Here is a 20,410-nt window from a genome sequence, read left to right on the forward strand (position 1 = left end):
GAAGGGGTCGGGACGAACCCGCCCCCCTTGGCCTGATCAGTTGCAGGGATTGATGGTGAAGCCCTTGGCGTAGTCCGCCAGGTGCTTCTCACGATCCGCGGGCGACATGGCACGCAGCGCGTTGAGCGGCGAGCCCAGCTTGTTGCCGCGCACGTCGTCCAGCGTCCACATCTCCTTGTCGTCGAAGCGCAGATGCGGCTGCGGGACGAGCGTCTTGCCGTCGGAACGGACGAAGTTCAGGTCCTTGATCGCATCGGCCAGATCCCAGCCGTCATAGAGCGTCTCCCACTCGCGCTTGCCGCTGAAGCGGCCCATCGCGGGCGTCGGCCGGCCCTGATACTCGTCGGCGAAAGCAACCGTTGCGGTCCACTTGTCGAGCTCGTGGGCGAAGGTATGGAGTTGGCCGTCGATCTCGCCGACCACCATGTCCTCGCGGATCAGGCAGGGTACGAGGCAGGACCAGCAGCGGTGCGGATAGACGTAGCCGACGTCGCTGTTGAACAGCAGCACCTTCTCACCCTTGTGGCTTAGCTTGGCATACCATTTCCAGAAGTCGCCGAATTCGGCGTACCAACCCGGATATTTGTGCTCGAACCACTCGAAGTCCTTGTCGGTCTGGGCTTCGATGCGCCAGAAATTGACCGGCCAGCCGACCGCGAAGAACTGTCCGACCTTGTGGACATAGTTCTTCTTGGTGATGCGCTCCCAGGCCGCCTGAACGTCGTCGTGATGGACCTTGATGCCGTATTTCTCGAGCGGCAGCATGTAGGTGCGATAGTAGTCCTCATAGATCCAGCGGTGCCACATTTCCGCGTAGGACTCCTTGTTCTTGTCGCGGTTGGTGGTGCCGTATTCGATGAAGGTGCCGATCGCGGCATCGACGATCGCGTGGTTCTGCCAGAAGGCGTAGCGCAGGTCGCGCTCGAGCAGGAGGTGGTTTTCCGGCTCCTTGAGCGCCGCCATCAGCAGCGAGTGGCCATTGCCGATGTGCCGGCTTTCGTCGGATTGCACGGACAGGAAGACGGTGGGCAGCGCATAGTCGCCGTTGCGGGCGGCTTCCGAAGGCATGGCGACAAACAGGGTGTTCGTGAAGGCGGTCTCCGCGACCACGGTCAGGTACATGCAGGCGGCGGTCATCGTGTCGCCGGTGATGAAGCCTTCGGCGAACTGCCGGCCGATGGTCGTCGCGTAGCATTTTCCGAAGGCTTCCTCGGTGATGTCGAAGCCGGCCGGATCGATGTAGTTCTCCATGTACCATTTCTTCAGGTTCATCTGGATCGTCGAGTGACGGAACTCGTCGATCATCTGCATGGTGAAGCCGGTCCTGAGTTCCTCACCGGGCGCGATACGGGCAACCATCGCCATCGAGCGGGCGGCGGAGATTTCCGGGAAGGGAATGATGGCCAGGAAGAGTTTCATCCACTCGACCCAGCGCGGCTCAACGTTGCGGAACATGTCGCCGCGCAATGCCGCGTCGAGCGCACCGTAGACGCGGTTGTCCTTCTCTTCCTGCATCGGGAAGTACGACCGCAAAACCTGCTTCATCGGATCGCGCGGCGTCTTGTTGATCTTGTAGTCCGTGGGAAACGTCATCGCTTCCTGCACGTAGGAAGGATTCCAGCCGAGATCGGCAATCTTCTTGGTCGCCTCGCCGACGGAGATTCCGCGTTGCGAGGTAATCTTGTTGAGCGTCAGAGACGTCATGGTCATAAGCCTCCACCAGGTTTGAGCCGCAGGTCCCTTGACCCCGGCATGAAGCGGCACACAGCACCGCAAGTGAGAATGCGAACGGCATGACAAAGGGTTGCGCATTCAGGCGCGACTCATGGTCCGGCCATTCAAGTGGATCGCGGCAAAGGTTCTCGAGGCGTCTGGCAGGATCCGCAGCGCCAACCGCATATGCGGTTGGCGTATCGAAGCGGCCTGCTTCCTCCGTTCCTTCGTTCTTTTGGCACCGCGTCAAAGCGCGATGGGCTTCTTGTGGAAAGATACAAAGCAAGCGTCGTGCCAGTTTCGAAATGACGCCCGCGGCCGGCGCTCAAACAAAACCCGCGCTCTTTCGGTGCTTGAGTTGAAGGCAAACTGTAACGTTCTTTTACAGATGTAACTTACGCCTGTAATATTTACGGTATATTTCGCAACTGCAACATATTTAGTTAGCAAGTGCAGCAAAAAACGAAATACATATCATCTATTTGATTCTTGAACTTTCTCTACTATTTGGAGGCCTCGGCCCATCGACGGGCCTGGCGCTGGAGAGAGACCATGCCTAGCGATGAAGACAGAAGCGAGCCGCGCGGACCAATGTCCAGCCATGCCGACGGCGTCACCGGCGATCTTGTCAAGCTGATGCCGCGCGATCTGGTGTTTGTCATGCGCTTCATGGGCGAGAGCCAGCAACGACTGCAGAGCCATTTCCAGGATTTCATCCGGGCCGAACTCGCCGTCGGCGGCGTCACCACGGAGACGCATCCGATGATCCATCTATTCATCGAAAGCCACGCGATCCTGCTGCGCGACTTCGTGTTTTCCGGCGTTTCATTGACGCGGCAGTTCCGTGTCGACGAGATCGAGCACCTGACCGGCGACACGACATCGATGATCCGCGTCGACATCTGGGATCAACTCAAGAGCCACATTGAGACGGCCGAAAAACAATTCCAGTCGCAGGCCGGCACGTTGCCTAAATTGCTGTCGGCCTTCGAAAAACCGCAGGGATCCTTGGGGAGCGAACAATGACCGGAGAATCCGACAGGCGTGACGCGCTGCTTGCTCGCCGGCTCGATCTTGTCGCCAGCGTCTCCGCCCTCACTGCGGAAGCGTTGCGGCTCAACCAGAAACGCGCCGGTATCGAAATGGACGTGCTGCGCCTGGAGCTGGAGATCGGCAGAAGCGGCACCAGCGCGCAACTGGTGCGGGACTTGCATGAGGCTGAAGAGAGCGCGGCGACGATCATGCAGGCATGCACGGCTTGCGAGGACCGCATCGTTGCGGCCGAAGTTGATGTCGAAGACGTCGATCGCCGGCTTGCCGCAGCGGCGAACGAAGACTGATGGGAGAGAGACCGTGAACCAGCAGACGATGCAGAACCTGACCTTGTTCGATCTTCTGGCCCGTAGCTGGCGACGACCATCGGCGATCGCCGATCTGCGCTTCAGCACCGACGGTTCAGCGGCCGCTTTCACCGCCGTGGACGGAACCGTCGCCATTGCCACGGTCGCGGATCACGAGCCACCGGAATCGCGGCTCAGGGTGAGCAATGATCTCGGGCAGACGACGATCCGGCCGAGAGAGAAACCGCCAGTGCCGTCGATCGCCACGGCGGCATTCTCGGATGGCGATGTGCCGCTCGTTGCCTATGCGCATTCCGGCTTCCTGGTCGGCGCGGCGAGCGGCGACGTGTTGCATCTGACCGCCGGCGGTGAAGTCGCCGAGACCCTGGTCAAGATCGACGGGCCAATCGTGGCCATCGACCATAGCCCCAGGGCGGGCATGACGGCTGTCAGCAATGGACATGATGTCTTCCTGTCGTGCGGCCAGGGCGATGCCGTGAAGCTGAAGCATGCCACGACATCGTCGGCGGACGCGCTGGCCTTCTCGCCAGGCGGGCGGCGCCTCGCTCGCGGGCTCGATGACGGACTGTCGATCTGGGCGGTCGAAGGCGATCCCGCCTTGATCCGCGACGTCTCTCTTCCGGCGCGCCCGCTGTCGATCCGCTGGAGCGACGACGGCACGTGGTTGGCCTGCGGGCTTGAGACAGGCGGCTTTGCCCTGGTCAGCCTGGCCAATGGCCGAGCTGACATCGTCGCGGGATTTCCATCGCCGGTCCGCACGGTGTGCTGGAGCCAGCCAGCGAATGCATTGTTTGCCTCGGGCGCCTTCAGGATCGCAGGCTGGTCAATGGCCGCTCCCCCAGTTGACGGCGAAACCTCGGGCGCACTGGAGACGGGCCGCGCCGGGCTGGTCCTGGTCGAGGCGATGGCGGCGCATCCGGAGAAGAAGCTGATTGCCGCGGGTTACGCCAATGGCCGCATCACCATCGCCCAGATCGGCGCGCGGGACGAACTCCTTGTCACGCCCTTGGGTAGCGCGGTCACCGCGCTTGCCTGGTCCACTGACGGTCGGCATCTGGCGATCGGCACCGTTGACGGCACCGCCGCGATCGCCACCTTTCCCGCGCAGATGTTCAAATAGCGGCCGCAGTCCGCACGAAACAGGAGGACGAAATGCAGACCGAACTCACCGCCGAGGACGAGAGCAAGGACGAATTTTTTGATCGGCTCGCCAAGCTGTCGGAAGAGATGGTGGCCAAGCACGGCAAGGATTTCAGTATGGGCGCCTTAGTGCTTGCCGCCCGCTGGATTGCCGAAAACCGAGTCGGCCAATTGAAGACCAACTAGGCTCATAACCGATCAATTGCGCTCGCAGGCCATGGCTCCGAAGGAGCCTCAGCCGGCGCCATAGCCTGGTGGTCGCCTTGATCGCCGGACATTCGCTGATTTCTAACTAGCCATGCTCGCGGCACGGGGGTGCCGCGGAGAAGCTGTCCTTGAATGACTGAAAGCCTCGGCGCCAGCTTCCACGTCGGCGAGCGCATATTTCCAGCCTCCGGGGCTACCATGCCTTTATCGGTACATACAAAGTCACTACCTGACGTGGCTAGAGCCTTGCCGCGGTTCCTCAAGCTTGCCCCGTGGCTTGCGCCAAAGATGGAGTGGATGATGTTAGGACCTGACGGCAATGGCTGAACAGGTCACCATCTGAAGTCATCGGCTGGCACTCGGGTGTTGGCGGACCAAGCTGGCTCCGTGTAGCGGCAATGGCTTACGCGGCCACTACCCCAAAAGGGCACAGACTCCGGCTCGCAGAAGAGGTTGGCAACCGTCTTGCCCGGTGCGTGGAACGAGTGCGTAAGGTCGGACGGAATGAAAGCCGCGCCATAGGATACTCAGGCCGCCACATCACTCGTTCGGAATTGCACGCGATCGGATCGGCCCATGCTGACCTGAATGGCATGGTGGGAGTGACACTCAATCAGGCCAACTGCTTGCCCGATCCAAAGACTTCCGCCAGACCAGAAGATGATCCTGCCAATGCCCGAGATCTGCATACGGCCTCTATGCCATAAATCTCGCAAACAATGGAGATGGCTGAAGTGGTCCCCGGTCGCTATCGCGAGAGCCGCCCTCCGTCGGTGTCTCGTTGCCTGACTGAATGTCTAGAAGGCGCCTCCGCAGCGCCTTTGCCCCTACCGGGCTGGATACTTTCAAAAAGAGTTCCATCGGAATCGGCTGCCAGATCGGCAGAGATCAACCGAATGGCGAGCGCCTTCGAGCATTTTGAGGCCGTGGCCGAGTTCAGAACCGGCCTAATTGCACGTCGTTGCCGCCGATTACCGCACGCATCGTTGCAGGGCCTTTCGAAGCCGGAGTTGTTGAGCTACGTGTGACGGGTGCCATCAGCGAGACGGAGAAAATTGACGGACGAGCCCAAAACCATTTCACCCAAAAGGCAGAGACTTACCCGACAACGCTCAATTCAAACTCGAATAATTAAGCGTAAGCCATTGATTTATAATAAGTTGGTGGTGGTGACAGTCTGAAGCGAACCCGTCTCCGAGCGAATTCCCTGATAAACAACAAAATACAGGGAAACTTCGCGAGAAGCAGCAAAATTCACCAAATCGAAGCTGTGATTGGCTTGTGCTTTCAAGTGCTTAAGCTCAAATTCCCTAGCGCAACGATCAGGGAATTCGTTTCCAAAACCAGGGAAATTAGTTCCGCGTTGCAGGGTATGGGTCACCCATGACAGGCCGTCGGCTCGCAACGCGGTACGACAAGTTCGCCGCGCATTACTTGCCATACGACCGCGCATAGCGTCCTAGACTGTCCTGCCATCCTTCGCTCCGAAGGTCATAAACGAAAGTATTGGACGTTCTTGCCCTTGGCACGATGGCTCACATCCGGCCACCGCCGGCATATTCCAGCTCTACATTGAGCCAAACTCGAAGAGCGTAGCCCTGGCCCTTGGTTTGCTCGATTGGCGCAAACGCCATGGAGGCAACTTTTCAACAGTATAGGAGTCGTCATCATGGCCGACCTTTCCGAACGGGAAACTGGCATTGCCGACCACGCATTGCCCGCCAAGGCGCTGGGCTCGGTCGAGGTCGACGTCTCTTCTCTGATGCCCGGAAGATCGCTGGTCGTGAACTGGAACGGCAAGCCCGTCGTCGTGCGCACCGTACCGAAACGGAGTGCAAGGATAGCGAGGCGGTCAATTTGACCGACCTCAAGGACCCACTCGCCCGCAACGCCAATTTGCCGGCCGATGCGCCGGCGACCAATGCCAACCGCACTGCGCCGGGCAAGGAAGCCTGGATGGTGATGGTCCAGGTTTGCACGCATCTGGGCTGCATTCCGCTCGGCCAGGAAGGCGATCTCGGCGGCTGGCTCTGTCCGTGCCACGGGTCGCAATACGACAACGCAGGACGCATCCGCAAAGGCCCGGCACCGGAGAATATGGCGGTGCCGGTGTTCCAATTCATTTCCGACACCAAGATCCGTATCGGCTGAGGCAGAGGACATTTCGATGGGTGACGGACACTCGACCTACAAGCCCAAGACCGGTATCGAACGCTGGTTCGACGCCCGCCTGCCGCTGCCACGGTTGGTGCATGATTCCTTCATCGTCTATCCCGTCCCTCGCAACCTGAACTACGCTTATACGTTCGGCGGCATTCTCACGGTCATGCTGGTGGCGCAGATCCTGACCGGCGTCGTACTCGCCATGCACTATGCGGCCGATACCACTCTCGCTTTCTATTCGGTCGAAAAGATCGTGCGCGACGTGAATTCGGGCTGGCTGCTGCGCTCCCTGCATTCGAATGGCGCCTCATTCTTCTTCATCGCCGTTTACATCCACATTTGCCGCGGGCTCTACTATGGTTCGTATAAGTCACCGCGTGAGCTCCTGTGGGTGCTCGGCTGTACCAACCTGCTGTTGATGATGGCGACGGCCTTCATTGGCTATGTGCTGCCGTGGGGCCAGATGAGTTACTGGGGCGCCACTGTCATCACCGGCTTCTTCAGCGCCATTCCACTGGTCGGTGACTGGATTCAGCAATTGCTGCTCGGCGGCTACGCCGTCGGCAATCCAACGCTGAACCGCTTCTTTGCGCTGCACTACCTGCTGCCGTTTTTGCTAGCCGGCGTGGTGACATTGCATATCTGGGCCCTTCACGTAGTCGGCCAGAACAATCCAACCGGCATTGAGGTGAAATCAACAACCGATGTTGTGGACTTCACACCCTACGCTACCGTGAAGGACGCGTTCGGCATCATCGTGTTCCTGTTCTTCTTCGCCTATTTCGTCTTCTACCTGCCGAACTATCTCGGCCATCCGGACAACTTCACGATCGCAAATCCGCTGAAGACGCCTGCGCACATCGTGCCGGAATGGTACTTCCTGCCGTTCTACGCGATCCTGCGTGCCATCACCTTCAATATTGGGCCGATCAATTCCAAACTGGGCGGCGTGCTCGCGATGTTCAGCTCAATCGCCGTGCTATTCTTGGTGCCGTGGCTTGACACCTCAAAGGTGCGGTCGGCGGTCTACCGGCCTTGGTACAAATTCTTCTTCTGGCTGTTCGTGGCCAACGCCCTCTTTCTGGGCTGGCTCGGCTCACAACCTGCGGAAGGCGCCTATGTCACGATGTCCCAAATGGCGACTCTGTACTATTTCGTGTTCTTCATCGTCGGCATGCCGCTACTCGGATTCATCGAGACGTCACGCCCCCTGCCCCACTCGATAACCGAAGCAGTCCTGGCGAAGAACAAGGCAGCGTCAACTCCCGGCGCTCCGCAAGGCACGGGCCATCGGCCCCATCTGGAGCAGAAATAGGTGGCGGATGCTGATGCAGTCATGACCTTGTGGAGTTCCCCTCTGCCCTACATCGTGCTGGTCGGGCTTGCCGGAATTGTCGTGTGGAACCTCATTCCGAAACGATTGGCCAACGCACGGCTGATCGTTCAGATCGCCTTCTTCCTCATCATGTCCGCCTTGCTGCTGAACGGAACCGTCGTTCCGTACGAACAGGCACGAGGCGATGTGGCAACACCTGAAGCAATCCTTATCGGATCCGCCAAAGTGCTCTGGTGGCTTCATTTCGCATGGGCATTGATCGGCTTTGTCCGCATCTACCTTGTCGTCGAGGGAAAGCCACGTGAGGCGCGCCTGCTTCAGGAGCTGGTGGTCGGCGTCGTCTACGTTGGAATGTTGCTATCGATCCTAGCTTTCGTCTTCGCCATACCGGTCGGGACGCTTATCGCCACGTCGGGCGTCTTCGCCATCATGCTGGGCCTGGCGCTTCAGAACACGCTGAGCGATCTATTCTCGGGCGTCGCATTAACCCTTGGTCGCCCCTATGTGCTCGGCGATTGGATCGTGCTCAGCGACGGCACCGAAGGTCGTGTTGTTGAGACAAACTGGCGATCGACCCACCTGCTCACTTGGGCCCACAACATAGTCGTTCTCCCGAACAGCTTCCTGGCCAAGCTTGGCCTGACCAATGTAAGCGGCCCCGACGAGACCCACGGACTTTCGCTCTCTGTAAGACTGGCGCCGACGAAGATGCCGGCGATTGTCGTGGATGTGATGCGCATGGCCTTGCTGAGCTGCGACTCCATTCTGAAGGAACCGCCGCCATTGGTTGCGATCAAGAGTCTGGATGCACGGGCGATCGAGGTCGAATTGCTGTTCTATGTTGCCGATGTCCATCGACGTGTCCTGGCGAAGAATGAAATCATCGATCTCGTCTATCGCCATGTGAAATCCACAGGGTTGCTACTGGCGGAGCCTTCCTCGTCGATTTCGATGCCCGCTCTGCCGTCGGAACAGAAGGCTCTTCCCCCGCCGGTCAGTCCTAGCGAACTTATAAGGGCGATACCGATATTCTCGGCCCTAACGCAGGATGAGCAGGAGAGTCTTGCGGCAACGGTTTCGGTGCGCACTTATCGCAAGGGCGACATCATCGCACGACAGGGTGAAATGCTGCCATCTCTCATGATCGTCCAGACCGGCGTCATTGCTCGACAACGCGAAGACGATGCTCGCCTCAATGAAATCGGTCACCTGGCGCCAGGCGATTTTTTCGGGGAGACCGGCTTGCTTGCCGGCATCGGCGAGATGTCGACATTGCGGGCGATGAGCCACGTCGTGGTCTACGAGATAGACCAGGTGAGCTTCGCCCCGTTGCTGCTCGACCGGCCCGAAATGGCCGAGGACCTGGCGGCCATCCTGGCAACCGGAATGTCGACCTTGGATGAAAACGGCAAAGCTGAACAGCAGCACGCAAGCTCGAGGTTTGCGCTGCTCAAAGCCATTCAGACTGTCTTCCGCAGCGTTCCGTTGAAGCGTGTTAGAGCAGCCGAACTGCGAACGGATTGAAAGACGTGACCCTTCTACGGACCGACCTTGGTGATAGCGGGCTTCGTGTGAGGATTCTCAGCTATTTGGTTGCCGCTATGGCCTGATGTCCGCCCGCGTCCGCCGCAGGCAGCCGCAAGATCACGGTTGTGCCCGACCCGAGCGCGCTGTCGATTTCGACACTGCCGTCGTGCTGCTCGGCGAAATGCTTCACCATTGGCAAGCCGATACCGCCCAGGCCCTGGCACTTCGTGGTGAAGAAAGGATCGAAGGCGCGGGCCATGGTTTCCTGGGTCATGCCGATACCGGTGTCAGTGACGCAGAGCTCGACCAGGGCGCCATGGCCATCATCCGCCAATGCGACGTCTATCGAGATCGAGCCGCCGTCGGGCATCGCGTCGCGCGCATTGAACACGAGATTCAGGACCGCGTTCTGCAGGCCCAAACGGCCACATATCGCAAGAGGCAAATCGGATTCGATACGGACCTCGAGCCGGATCTGCAGCTCCCATGCGCTTCGGACGAGAGTTTCAACCTCAGCCAGGCAGCTCCTCAAATCCGTGTGTTCGATTTCTTTTGGAGCCTCCAAGGCTCTGGCCATTGTATCTCGGACGAGCGCGCCAGCGCGCTGCAGCGCCGTTCTGGCACTTGCGATCACGGGCTCAAGGTCCGGAGCCGTTGAGACGCTTGAGTCTCGCGCGACGCGATTCAGCGCGGATGACGCGACCTGGATGAGATTGCCCAGATCATGAACGATACCGGCGGTCGGCTGCTCCGTGCGACGCGCGTTGGATGCGCTGTCGGCATTCCGACGAAAGTCATTGTCGCCTGCCGTGCCTGGTCTTGCTTTTGCGCGTGACAATTGGCGTCCCCTGAGTGCGTAGCTGATCTGGTCCTGCCAAACGCTAAGTGCGAGGGGTACGCGCGGTCGATTGGATCGAGGATCAGGACGGCATATCCAGCGGACCAAGGCGGCCTTGTCACAAGCTTACCGGGATGCGTTTTCTTATGTGCCGGAGGGTCGACCACTTACCCGAGAGCCCGGTCAACCAATCCACACGCATCTAGCCCTCCTCCCATCGCCACATAGGACTCCCGGTCTTTGGGCTCATCGGTCCTAGACCTTCGCATCGAACGACAGATGCTTCCGTTCGATAGTTTGGCCGGCAGCTCCGTCGCATTGTCTATAGCGAAGAAAGGCCAATCGCCAACTCAATCCATGGAACGCGAACGAGGAGTTTCGACATGAAAATCGTGGTTATCGGCGGCACCGGACTGATCGGGTCGAAGACGGTCGAGAGGCTGCGCAAGAAGGGCCATGACGTGCTTGCAGCGTCGCCGAATTCGGGCGTCAATACGATTACCGGCGAGGGCCTGACAGAGGCGCTGGCAGGAGCACAAATTGTAATCGACCTGGCGAATTCGCCTTCATTCGAAGACAAGGCCGTTCTGGAGTTTTTCGAGACCTCCGGCCGAAACCTGCTTGCAGCAGAAAAAGCTGCTGGCGTGAAACACCACATTGCGCTTTCGGTCGTCGGTACCGAACGGCTGCCAAAGAGCGGCTATCTGCGCGCCAAGGTGGCCCAGGAAAAACTGATCAAGAGCTCCGGCATCCCCTACACCATCGTTCATTCGACGCAGTTCTTCGAGTTTCTGGGCGGCATCGCCCAGTCGTCGATGGTCGGCGATGCCGTCCATCTGCCGGCAGTCTCCTTTCAGCCTATCGCTTCCGATGACGTCGCCGATGTCATGGCGGATGTTGCGCTTGCGCCTCCGGTCAACGGCACGATCGACATCGCCGGGCCCGAGCGGGTGCGTTTCAATGAGTTTGTCGCGCGGTTCCTGAAAGCGACGAACGATCCGCGCCAGGTGATTGCCGATCCTCGCGCACTCTACTTCGGTACGGAGCTGGAAGACGGGTCGCTGGTTCCTGCCGGCAACGCACGCATCGGCGCCATCCGTTTCGAGCAATGGCTCCCCCACGCTTCGCTCCAGAGCCACTGATCCGCACCCGCCACGAGCCGACCTCGTCCTGGATTGGCGAGGCCCAGCGCCCAAACGCGAAGGAGTACGTGATGAGCAACAACTTTCCCACCCCTGCCGAAACGACGCGGCGCGATGTTCTGCTGGGCACGATGGCCGCCGCCGTTGCAGCCGGTCTGCCCAGCGCAGCGCTCGCGAAGGCTGAGCGGGGGAAGAAACTTCTCTCTTCCAATTCAAGCAAAGGTTCAACGACCATGAGCACGGTCACCACCAAGGACGGCACGGATATTTACTACAAGGACTGGGGTCCCAAAGACGCCCAACCGATCGTTTTCCACCATGGCTGGCCACTGAGCGGCGACGATTGGGATACGCAGATGCTCTTTTTTCTCGGCAAGGGCTACCGGGTCATCGCCCATGACCGGCGCGGCCATGGCCGCTCGGCCCAGGTCAGCGAAGGTCACGACATGGATCACTACGCCGAAGATGCCGCTGCGGTATTCGAGCACCTCGACTTGAAAAATGCCGTTCATGTCGGCCACTCCACCGGCGGCGGCGAAGCCGCTCACTATGTAGCGCAGCATGGTCAGCGCCAAGGCCGCGTTGCAAAGCTCGTGCTTATCGGCGCCGTGCCGCCGATAATGCTGAAGACGCCTGCCAACCCAGGCGGCCTGCCAATCGAAGTTTTCGACGGGTTGCGTAAATCGCTCGCCGACGGTCGTGCGCAGTTCTATTCGGATTTCGCCGGTGGTCCCTTTTACGGGTTCAACCGGCCCGATGTTAAGCCGATCCCAGCCGTGATCCAGAACTGGTGGCGGCAGGCGATGATCGGCAGCGCCAAGGCACAGTATCAAGGAATCAAGGCCTTTTCGGAGACCGATTTCACCGAGGATCTGAAGGCCATCAACGTGCCGACGCTCGTCATGCACGGTGATGATGACCAGATCGTTCCGATCGCCGACTCGGCATTGCTGTCATCGAAGCTTCTGAAAAAGGCGACGCTCAAGGTCTACGAGAAACTCCCACACGGTATGTGCACCACCCATGCCGATGTGGTGAACCCCGACCTGCTGGCCTTCATCAAGTCATAGGCTCGCGCCGCTTCCCCCCAGCGAGAGCCCGATCGCCGGTCGTCCCTCCCCGGCCGGCGATCCCCCTTCCCAAAAGCTAATGGAGTCATGACAATGATCAGAACAATCCTCTGCACCGCTGCTATCGCAACCAGTCTCGCAATGGGCTCGGCGCTCGCCCGTGATTCCCATGGCGACAAGGCCACGCTGATTTACGACCACCCGCTGCCCAACGTGCCGGGCAAGAGCATGCGCGCCGTGCTCGTCGAGTACGAACCGGGCGGCACTTCGGCGGGACATACGCATCCAAAATCTTCGTTCATCTTTGCGACGGTTCTCGAAGGCGCAATCCGGAGCCAAGTCAACGACGGGCCGGTGACGACATATCGCGCCGGCGAGAGCTTTTCCGAATTTCCGGGCGACCGCCACGGCGTCAGCGAAAATGCCAGTGCGACCGAACCGGCAAAGCTTCTGGCTGTGTTCGTCGTCGACACCAGTGAAACCGAGCTGACCACATACAACGACGACTGAGGTCGAGCATCTGTCGGATCGGTTTGAACATGGAGGGTGGCTGCAATGCTTATCGACAAACTGCATGCCTTGACCTCGTCGCGCCTTGCCGTGATCAACGTCAATGCCACTGTGCAAGCGGCCGCCCTATCGCTTTCCAGGCCCGGTATCGGCCTTGTCGTGGTCTGCAATGGCAACGGTAGCGCCGAAGGCGTGCTGAGCAAATCTGACCTCGTCCGCCATCTCGTCAGTTCGGCCTCGTTAGTGCCGCCAGTTTCCGTCCTGATGAGCAGAGCTATCGTGTCGTGCAAGCCAGAGGATGATCTGCATGAGGTGTGGCAGACAATGGCTGCCACCAACCTCCAGAACATGCCCGTGGTCGACATAGGCGGCAGGCCTATCGGCATTCTCGACATACGCGACGCGATGAAAGTTCTGTTCGAGCGGGAGCAGATCCAGGAGCAGATACTTTCCGATTACGTTGCCGGTGTCGGCTATCGCTAACCGAGATCGTCAACCTTCGGAGCAACGAGCTCCAACGCCCTGCGAGAAACGTTTAATCGACATCATGGAGTCTCATATGACCAAGCGTCTGAATTTCCTGGCCCGCAAGAACGGTGGCATCGAAGGGCTCGTAGCCGTCGAAAGCTGGCTTGCAAGCAGCTTCGACCCAAAGTTGCTCGAGCTCGTCAAATTGCGGGTGTCGCAGATGAATGGCTGCGCGCATTGCCTGCACATGCACCGGCAAGACGCCATCAAGCTGGGCGAGACCGACGATCGGCTGCTGCTGCTCGACGCCTGGCGCGAATCTGCCCTCTACACGGACCGCGAACGGGCCGCCCTCGCCTGGGCAGAAGCCCTCACCCGCATCGCCGAGACCCATGCGCCCGACGCAGCTTACGAGGAAGCTCGCAACGCCTTCTCGGAAGATGAACTCGTCGCGCTATCGATCGGCGTCGCTACGATCAATGCCTGGAACAGGCTGGCAATCGGCTTTCGCCTGCAGCATCCCGCGGATCGCATGCGTGCCGCCGCTTGAAACCGGCGAAAGCGGCCGGCGAAAACCGGCCGGAAAGTCTCAAGGAGACATTCGAGATGACCAGAACCACCAGCCGGACACTTGCAGGGGTCTCCGTACCCGACACCCCGCTCGTGCAGCAGGCTCTCGAGTATGCGCGGAGAGAATGCGAGGCCTATTTGTTCAATCACGTCGTCCGCTCCTGGCTGTTTGCGGCGCGGCTTGGACAGCTCGGCAACATCGACCACGATGTGGAAGTCGTAGCGGTCGGAACCCTTTTGCATGACATCACGCTCAACGAGCGCTTTGACGGTCCGCGCCGTTTCGAAGTTGAAGGCGCGGATCTGGCAAGGACCTTCTCACGTCAAGCCGGGGTAGGCGAGCGCCGGGCCCAGCTCATCTGGGACAGCGTGGCCCTCAACTCGACCCCGTCGATCGGCCTCTACAAGGAGGCAGAGGTGGCCCTTTGTACTGGCGGCATCTGCCTGGACGTTGTTGGATTGAAGTACGAGACGATCCCTGCGGCAGAAATCGCCCTGATCGTAGGCGAATTCCCGCGGCTCGATATGAAGCTTCGCATGACACGGTGCTTCTGTCATATCGCCCAGACGCACCCGGAAACGACCTACGACAACTTCGCCCGGGACTTTGGCGAACGCTTCGTGCCAGGATACCGGGCGCCTTCTTCCGTCGACTTCGTGGCGAAAGCGCCCTTTGAGGAATAAGCCCAGAAGTGGCGCCGCGCGACGAGCAGGCTTCCACTCTGCGCCGGCGACGGCGCGTTTCGCGTGCCTCGACATCCCCCCGATGACCGATGGGATCAAGCCAAAGGCAATGCGGCAGCACCATCGCGCATCGTAGCTGGCAATGTTTCCCATGCCCGAATAAGCTCGCCGATGGACGCGACCTCCATCTTGCGCATCACATTGCCGCGATGGAGCTTTACGGTGATCTCGCTGATACCGAGGTCGAATGCGATCTGTTTGTTCACTCGCCCCTGCGCGACTTCGCGCAGGACCTGACGTTCGCGTGGCGTCAGCGTCTCAAACCTCCCGACATTATGCTTGACGACCACTGCAGCCGCCCGTCGAGCGGCGTCCATGGCAATCCCCGCAACCACCGCGTCAAGCAGGGTTTGGTCACGAGCTGGTTTTGTCAGAAAGTCGACGGCGCCGGCCTTCATCGCCTGGACAGTCATCGGAATATCGCCATGCCCCGTCAGGAAGATGATCGGCTTTGGGTTGCCGCTTTTTGCCAAGCGATCCTGCAGGTCGAGACCGCTCGCTCCCGGCATGCGCACGTCGAGGACCAAGCAGCCAGGGACGTCCAATACGTCGGCGTCGAGGAATTCGCGCGTCGAGGCAAAGCAGATCGACTGGAAGCCTGCCGACAGGATCAACTCGGACAGCGCTTCGCGTACCGACGCATCGTCGTCGACAATGATGACAAGCGGTTGCTCCGTGTCCCGCTGCTGCGCTAGCGGTGCCGATCTCCGCGCGAGCGGCTGTTCACCTGTCATGATCATCCTCCATTTTTTGATTGCGCAAGGATTCGCCCACCGCCGCAAGCAGGGCCTGGGCATCGAAGGGCTTGCGGAAAAATCCGCTGATGCCCTGCGCGCGGTCCTGATCGGCTATCTCGTGGCGGCCTGTGATCAGGAACACCGGCAGCTCGGGACGCGTCCTCTTCACAAGGTCACGAAGTTCAAAGCCGTTCATGCCAAGCATCCCGATGTCGGTGATGAGCACGTCCAGGCCCGACAAGCCGCTGATAAGCAACTGTCGCGCCGATGCGAAACTGCGGGCCACATAGCCGGCGGACTCCAGCAATTCCTCCAGTGACTCGAGCAGTCGTGGATCATCGTCGACAACCGCCACAACAGGCCTGATGTTGCTCACGCTCAGTTCCTTCCTGCCCTGCGCGAGTGGGTGATCGGTATTTCCAATCGCTCCGCTATACGCACGAGATCGGCGAGCGACGCCGCCACCATTTTCTGCATGACGTTCCTTCTATGGATTTCCAGCGTGACCTCGCTGATCCCCAGTTCGGCGGCGGCCTGCTTGTTCAGCAGGCCGCTCACCACGAGTGGCAGCACCTCGCGTTCGCGCGGCGTCAGGTCGAGATAGCGTTGCCTCAGCACGCCAAGCTCGGCGCGCTCCGACCTACTTGCCCGATCCTGCGCAATCGCCGCGTGGATTGCGGCCATGAGATCCTCGTCACTGAAAGGCTTGGTCAGGAAGTCCACGGCGCCGCGCTTGATCGCGCGCACGGATGACGGGATGTCGCCGTGCCCTGTTATGAAAACGATCGGCGGATGATCCCCTTTAGCGATCTGCCTCTGCAGATCAAGGCCGTTGATATCCGGCAACTCGACATCCAAGATGAGGCAGGCCGGCACGTCCGGCTTGGCTACGCCGACATAGTCGCCGGCCGATGGGAACGCGACGGCGTGCATGTTGTGTGACGCCAAGAGTTCGCCGAGCGCCTCGCGAATGCGTTCATCGTCATCGACGATGTAGACAATATGGTCTTCGGTCGTCATGGCGCCGCTTCCGCGGTAACCGGCAACGTGAAGAGGAACGTCGTTCCATGCGGTTCGTTGGTCTCCACCCACAGGCGCCCGCCATGGGACTCGACAATCGAACGGCAGATCGCCAGCCCCATGCCCATCCCGTGCCCTTTCGTTGTGAAGAACGGCTCGAATATTCTCTCTGGAAACTCGACGCCTTGCCCGCGATCGCTGATCTCCGTCTGGACCACATCGCCCAGTCGGCGCACGCGGACCCCAAGAACTCGGTCGTCCGCATCAGAGTCCATCGCATCCATACCGTTGCGCATGAGATTGACCAGGACCTGCTGGATCTGAACGCGATCGAGCACCAGAAGCGGAAGATTGCGTTCGATGTCCGTATTGATGCGGACACGATGCCGCCCCGCCTCTTCCGCCATGAGATCCAGCGCCTCGGCAATGACGCTCGACAGCGCTGTGTCGGTCCTCTGAGTTTTTACGGATTGTTTGAACAAGGCGCGGATGTGGCTGACGACATCCGCCGCTGCGTTGGCGTCCCGGATGACGCGCTCCACCGTTTTCTGTGCGCGCTCGATATTCGGGGGGTCGGCCGTGAGCCAACGCTGGCATGCGTGCGAGTTTGCCACAACGGCCGCCAAGGGCTGGTTCACCTCGTGCGCGATCGACGCGGAGAGCTCGGCCAGGCTGGCCGCTTGGGTCTGACGCGCAAGGTTCTCCTGGGCGAGGCGCAGTTGTTCCTGCACCCGGACCTCACTGTCGATGTCCAGGCAGATCACGTTCCACTGCACAATGGCGCCTTCAGCGTTGCGCATCGGCGCGGCGCGCGTCTCGACCCAGCGATATTCGCCGTCGAAACGCCGCAGACGATGCCTCCGCGCATAAGGCTCGCCAGTGGCTAGCGAATGGGCGTATCTCTCCTTGACCCCCGCCACATCGTCGGGATGAACGCCGGCGTCGAGCGTGCCGGCCAGCCGGGTCTTTCCTGTCCCGTCCAATTCTTCAAGATCGTATCCGAGAAACTCGCGGAGCTGCTGACTGCGATATGCCGGTTCGCCATCCGGCGCGGCGCAATCAATCATCGCCGGCAGTGTTTCGACGAGCTGCCAGAGGAAGCGTTCTCTCTCGAGCAATGCCTCCTGAGATGTCACATGATCATGGATATCAACGTTGGCGCCGTACCACCGGATAATGCGACCGCTCTCGTCGCGAAGTGGATCCGCGTGCCCCTCCGTCCATCGGTATGAGCCATCCCATCGGCGGTTGCGAAACTTCAGCTCGAACGGTTCGCCCGTGCTGAAGGAATGGGTCAAGGCGCCCAGCAACGCGGCCTTGTCATCCGGATGGACGATCGTTTCAATTGCACTTGGCAATCCGCCCTCGGCATCAAAATCTTCCAGCTTCAGACCGATATAATCCACCATGGTTTTGTTGATGTAGGCTGGCTCCCCGCTCGGCGAGACGCACCACATCTGCACTGGCACGGTATCAATCAGCTGCTGCAGCTGTCGCTCGCTCCGACGAAGAGCCTCCTCCACAAGCAGCTGATCGTGGACGTCATGCGTGAGCCCGTACCACTCGAGGATGCGCCCGCTCTCATCTCGCAGCGGCTCCGCGCTGCCCTCCACCCAGCGGTAGACGCCATCCGCACGCCGCAGGCGATACTTCCTGGAGAAACGCTCGCCAGTGGCGAAGCAGTGGTTGAGCGCTTCCTCCAGGGCTGCAGCATCATCGGGGTGGACGGCCGTCTCTATGACAGCCGACAGCCGGATCATGCCAGACTTGTCTGCATTTCCTATGTCCAGCCCGAGAAAATTCATCAGGCGCTTGTTGAAGAAAGTCGGCTCGCCCTCCGAACTCAGCCGCCAAAGCATGCTCGGAACCATATCCACGAGTAGCGCCAGCTCCCGCTCCCGGTCGCGCAATGCCTCCTGCGCGCGCACCTCATCGTCGATGTCGATGGCAGCCACATACCATTGCACGATCGTGCCAGTTTGATTCCGCAGCGGTTCCGCGCGGCCGTGCATCCAGCGATACACGCCGTCTGCGCGACGTCGGCGATACTTGATTGTGTAGGGTTCGCCGGTGGCGAGGGCGTGACCAAGCACCTCCCTCATGCGCGGCCCATCCTCAGGATGGACGGTCGCCCCTATCAGGGCTGCCACGCGGCTAATCCCTGGCCTATCCAAATCCGCAACGTCATCCAGGCCGATAGATTCCAGCGTGCGCTTGCTGAAGAAGGTCGGCTCGCCATCAGGCGCCATGCGGCCAATGTTAACCGGGACCATGTCGACCAGCAGCGACAGCTCCCGCTCACGCTCGCGCAAAGCCTCCTGCGCACGCATCTCGTCGTCGATGTCGAGGGAAACGCCGTACCATTCGGCAACCGCACCATCCTCACCACGCCGGGGTTCTACCCGGCATTCCGCCCACCGGTAGTCGCCGTCCTTCTCGAGCCAACGAAACCGCATCGTGGTGGCATTGCCGGTTGCGAAGCAGTCCCACAGCGTCCGCTGGACCTCGGGAGCATCCTCCGGATGAGTCAGTTTCTGCACCAATGTCTCGATACGCTGGGAAGGATCAAAGGTCGGGAAAACAGCGCGGAAATGGTCCTGGTATCGCTTGTTGAAGTACAGCGGCTCGCCCGTTGCCGTCGCGCTCCACACGCGGACGGGGAGTGCATCGATCATCCGCTGAAGTTGTCGCTCGCTTTGGCGCAGTGTGCGCAGCGCCAGCTGATGCTGCCTGGATATGGCGGCAACGATAAGCGCCGAGAAAGCCGAAATGGCCAGAAACAACTGAAGCATGATGTGCTTTTGCTTCAGCGATTCAGGGTCGCCGGCAAATTGGCTGGCGCCGGATATAGTGAATACCGCGGTTATCAGCGCGAGGAGGACCAAGGCGACCGCAGCGCCCTTGAACTCGAAGCGCACCGCGGCCCAAAGAAGAGGTGGCATGATTATGTAGGCGAACGGCAGGTAGCCGCTGAGTGAAAGAGTGGCTACGCCAAGAAAGATCAATCCCAGGACGCAGACTTCCATCCAACGCGCCCTTGGGAGCTGAGTCACGTCACGCCAGTTTTGGAACACGACCAGCGCCATTGGCGCCACGATCAGGACCCCTGTGGCGTCGCCGATCCAGAATAGCGGCCAGGCTGCCGTGAAGGTTTGCGATTGCATACCAAACCACGCAAGGGTGGCGCTTCCGACCGTCGCGCTCGCGATAGGCGCGATTCCGGCGGCCAGTACCACGAACGCGAGAACTTCCTGCAGGGTTTCCAGCCGGACCGGCCGCTTGCAGGTCAGGTTCACGAGCCATGCGCCGACCACCGCTTCAAGAGCGTTGCCGGCATAGATCAGGATGGCTGCAGGCAGCGGACTGTGGAACCATAAAAAATTGCTGAACAGTTCGGCCAGACATCCCGCCGCTACCCACCAAGGCCAGCTGGGCCTGGAGGCGAGGACAAGCGTAGCGATGAAAAGTCCGCTCGGGGGCCAGATGGAAATACCCGTCCCAGGCACGATGGCGAGCAACTGAGCAAATCCGCAGCCCAGGACATATGCAGCGAAAAAAAGCCCCAGGTGCACCAATTGGGGGCGATGCGACCAGACGTGCATCATTGGCTGCTCCTCCAGCACAGGTAAGGTATGAGAACCGTCAGTGCTGGGTATAGCACTTGTCCTTGGTGTCTGGATCTGGGCTGGCGAACTCACGCCCCGACCGTAGTCCCATCATCCCCCGGCCGCACCTCATGGAAATCCATGAGGTGAGACTGGCTGAGTGCCAAGCCCATCTAACCTCGGGATTGAGGATATCGTAAAATCGCCCGAGCGGATGCACCCTGCTCGCTGTTGGCAAGGGTGCGAGGTCCCCGTACGC

General features: G+C 60.1%; 18 protein-coding genes and 1 pseudogene. 13 read left to right on the forward strand and 6 right to left on the reverse strand.

The window, feature by feature from the left end:
• Positions 1 to 36: 36 nt before the first annotated feature.
• Positions 37 to 1,710 carry an aromatic/alkene/methane monooxygenase hydroxylase/oxygenase subunit alpha gene (locus tag AC04SH_RS14270; protein WP_477231913.1) on the reverse strand — a complete coding sequence of 558 codons (1,674 nt, stop codon included), beginning with the start codon at positions 1,708 to 1,710 and terminating at the stop codon, positions 37 to 39.
• 555 nt (positions 1,711 to 2,265) lie between these two features.
• On the opposite strand from AC04SH_RS14270, the gene AC04SH_RS14275 reads away from it, so the two are divergent.
• The 7 genes and pseudogenes from AC04SH_RS14275 (at position 2,266) to AC04SH_RS14305 (ending at position 9,444) form a co-directional block, all read left to right on the forward strand.
• A complete protein-coding gene (locus AC04SH_RS14275; protein ID WP_488575505.1) occupies positions 2,266 to 2,739 on the forward strand; it encodes a hypothetical protein in 474 nt (157 codons plus the stop codon).
• Positions 2,736 to 3,053 carry a hypothetical protein gene (locus tag AC04SH_RS14280; RefSeq protein WP_477231915.1) on the forward strand — a complete coding sequence of 106 codons (318 nt, stop codon included), beginning with the start codon at positions 2,736 to 2,738 and terminating at the stop codon, positions 3,051 to 3,053. The genes AC04SH_RS14275 and AC04SH_RS14280 overlap by 4 nt, the downstream gene beginning before the upstream one ends.
• Positions 3,054 to 3,066: 13 nt before the next feature.
• Complete coding sequence (locus AC04SH_RS14285) at positions 3,067 to 4,194, forward strand: WD40 repeat domain-containing protein (RefSeq protein WP_477231916.1); 1,128 nt, start codon at positions 3,067 to 3,069, stop codon at positions 4,192 to 4,194.
• A gap of 32 nt (positions 4,195 to 4,226) precedes the next feature.
• Positions 4,227 to 4,400: a hypothetical protein gene (locus AC04SH_RS14290; protein ID WP_477231917.1), complete on the forward strand. Its 174-nt coding sequence runs from the start codon at positions 4,227 to 4,229 to the stop codon at positions 4,398 to 4,400.
• 1,690 nt (positions 4,401 to 6,090) lie between these two features.
• A pseudogene (gene petA / locus AC04SH_RS14295) lies at positions 6,091 to 6,572 on the forward strand (ubiquinol-cytochrome c reductase iron-sulfur subunit).
• 16 nt (positions 6,573 to 6,588) lie between these two features.
• Positions 6,589 to 7,899, forward strand: a complete 1,311-nt coding sequence (locus AC04SH_RS14300) for a cytochrome b (RefSeq protein ID WP_488575506.1) — start codon at positions 6,589 to 6,591, stop codon at positions 7,897 to 7,899.
• Positions 7,900 to 7,920: 21 nt separating this feature from the next.
• Positions 7,921 to 9,444 carry a mechanosensitive ion channel family protein gene (locus AC04SH_RS14305; protein ID WP_488575727.1) on the forward strand — a complete coding sequence of 508 codons (1,524 nt, stop codon included), beginning with the start codon at positions 7,921 to 7,923 and terminating at the stop codon, positions 9,442 to 9,444.
• A gap of 61 nt (positions 9,445 to 9,505) precedes the next feature.
• Here AC04SH_RS14305 and AC04SH_RS14310 read toward each other — a convergent pair whose 3' ends face one another.
• Complete coding sequence (locus AC04SH_RS14310; RefSeq protein ID WP_488575507.1) at positions 9,506 to 10,285, reverse strand: sensor histidine kinase; 780 nt, start codon at positions 10,283 to 10,285, stop codon at positions 9,506 to 9,508.
• A 383-nt stretch (positions 10,286 to 10,668) separates the two neighbouring features.
• Here AC04SH_RS14310 and AC04SH_RS14315 point away from each other — a divergent pair, with 383 nt between their 5' ends.
• The 6 genes from AC04SH_RS14315 (at position 10,669) to AC04SH_RS14340 (ending at position 14,729) form a co-directional block, all read left to right on the forward strand.
• Positions 10,669 to 11,427: an SDR family oxidoreductase gene (locus AC04SH_RS14315; RefSeq protein WP_488575508.1), complete on the forward strand. Its 759-nt coding sequence runs from the start codon at positions 10,669 to 10,671 to the stop codon at positions 11,425 to 11,427.
• A 233-nt stretch (positions 11,428 to 11,660) separates the two neighbouring features.
• On the forward strand, positions 11,661 to 12,497 hold the full coding sequence (locus AC04SH_RS14320; protein WP_488575728.1) for an alpha/beta fold hydrolase: 837 nt from the start codon (positions 11,661 to 11,663) through the stop codon (positions 12,495 to 12,497).
• Positions 12,498 to 12,590: 93 nt separating this feature from the next.
• Entirely contained in the window at positions 12,591 to 13,007 is a 417-nt protein-coding gene (locus AC04SH_RS14325; protein ID WP_488575509.1) for a cupin domain-containing protein, read from the forward strand.
• A 45-nt stretch (positions 13,008 to 13,052) separates the two neighbouring features.
• Positions 13,053 to 13,490 (forward strand): CBS domain-containing protein, encoded by a 438-nt coding sequence (locus AC04SH_RS14330; protein ID WP_488575510.1) that lies wholly within the window; start codon positions 13,053 to 13,055, stop codon positions 13,488 to 13,490.
• Between the two features lie 76 nt (positions 13,491 to 13,566).
• Positions 13,567 to 14,025, forward strand: coding sequence for a carboxymuconolactone decarboxylase family protein (locus AC04SH_RS14335; RefSeq protein WP_488575511.1), 459 nt, complete (start codon positions 13,567 to 13,569; stop codon positions 14,023 to 14,025).
• A gap of 56 nt (positions 14,026 to 14,081) precedes the next feature.
• The gene (locus AC04SH_RS14340; protein ID WP_488575512.1) at positions 14,082 to 14,729 is read left to right on the forward strand and encodes an HD domain-containing protein; all 648 of its coding nucleotides are present in this window, start codon (positions 14,082 to 14,084) and stop codon (positions 14,727 to 14,729) included.
• A gap of 95 nt (positions 14,730 to 14,824) precedes the next feature.
• Here AC04SH_RS14340 and AC04SH_RS14345 read toward each other — a convergent pair whose 3' ends face one another.
• Genes AC04SH_RS14345 through AC04SH_RS14360 form a run of 4 tightly spaced genes read right to left on the reverse strand, consistent with a single transcriptional unit; the run spans position 14,825 to position 20,151 of the window.
• The gene (locus AC04SH_RS14345; protein ID WP_488575513.1) at positions 14,825 to 15,523 is read right to left on the reverse strand and encodes a response regulator transcription factor; all 699 of its coding nucleotides are present in this window, start codon (positions 15,521 to 15,523) and stop codon (positions 14,825 to 14,827) included.
• A complete protein-coding gene (locus tag AC04SH_RS14350) occupies positions 15,513 to 15,902 on the reverse strand; it encodes a response regulator (protein ID WP_488575514.1) in 390 nt (129 codons plus the stop codon). Before AC04SH_RS14350 ends, AC04SH_RS14345 begins: the two co-directional genes overlap by 11 nt.
• 2 nt (positions 15,903 to 15,904) lie before the next feature.
• Positions 15,905 to 16,546 carry a response regulator transcription factor gene (locus AC04SH_RS14355; protein ID WP_488575515.1) on the reverse strand — a complete coding sequence of 214 codons (642 nt, stop codon included), beginning with the start codon at positions 16,544 to 16,546 and terminating at the stop codon, positions 15,905 to 15,907.
• On the reverse strand, positions 16,543 to 20,151 hold the full coding sequence (locus AC04SH_RS14360; RefSeq protein ID WP_488575516.1) for a PAS domain-containing protein: 3,609 nt from the start codon (positions 20,149 to 20,151) through the stop codon (positions 16,543 to 16,545). The genes AC04SH_RS14355 and AC04SH_RS14360 overlap by 4 nt, the downstream gene beginning before the upstream one ends.
• Between the last annotated feature and the right edge of the window lie 259 nt (positions 20,152 to 20,410).

This window comes from Mesorhizobium sp. CNPSo 4688, assembly GCF_057784295.1.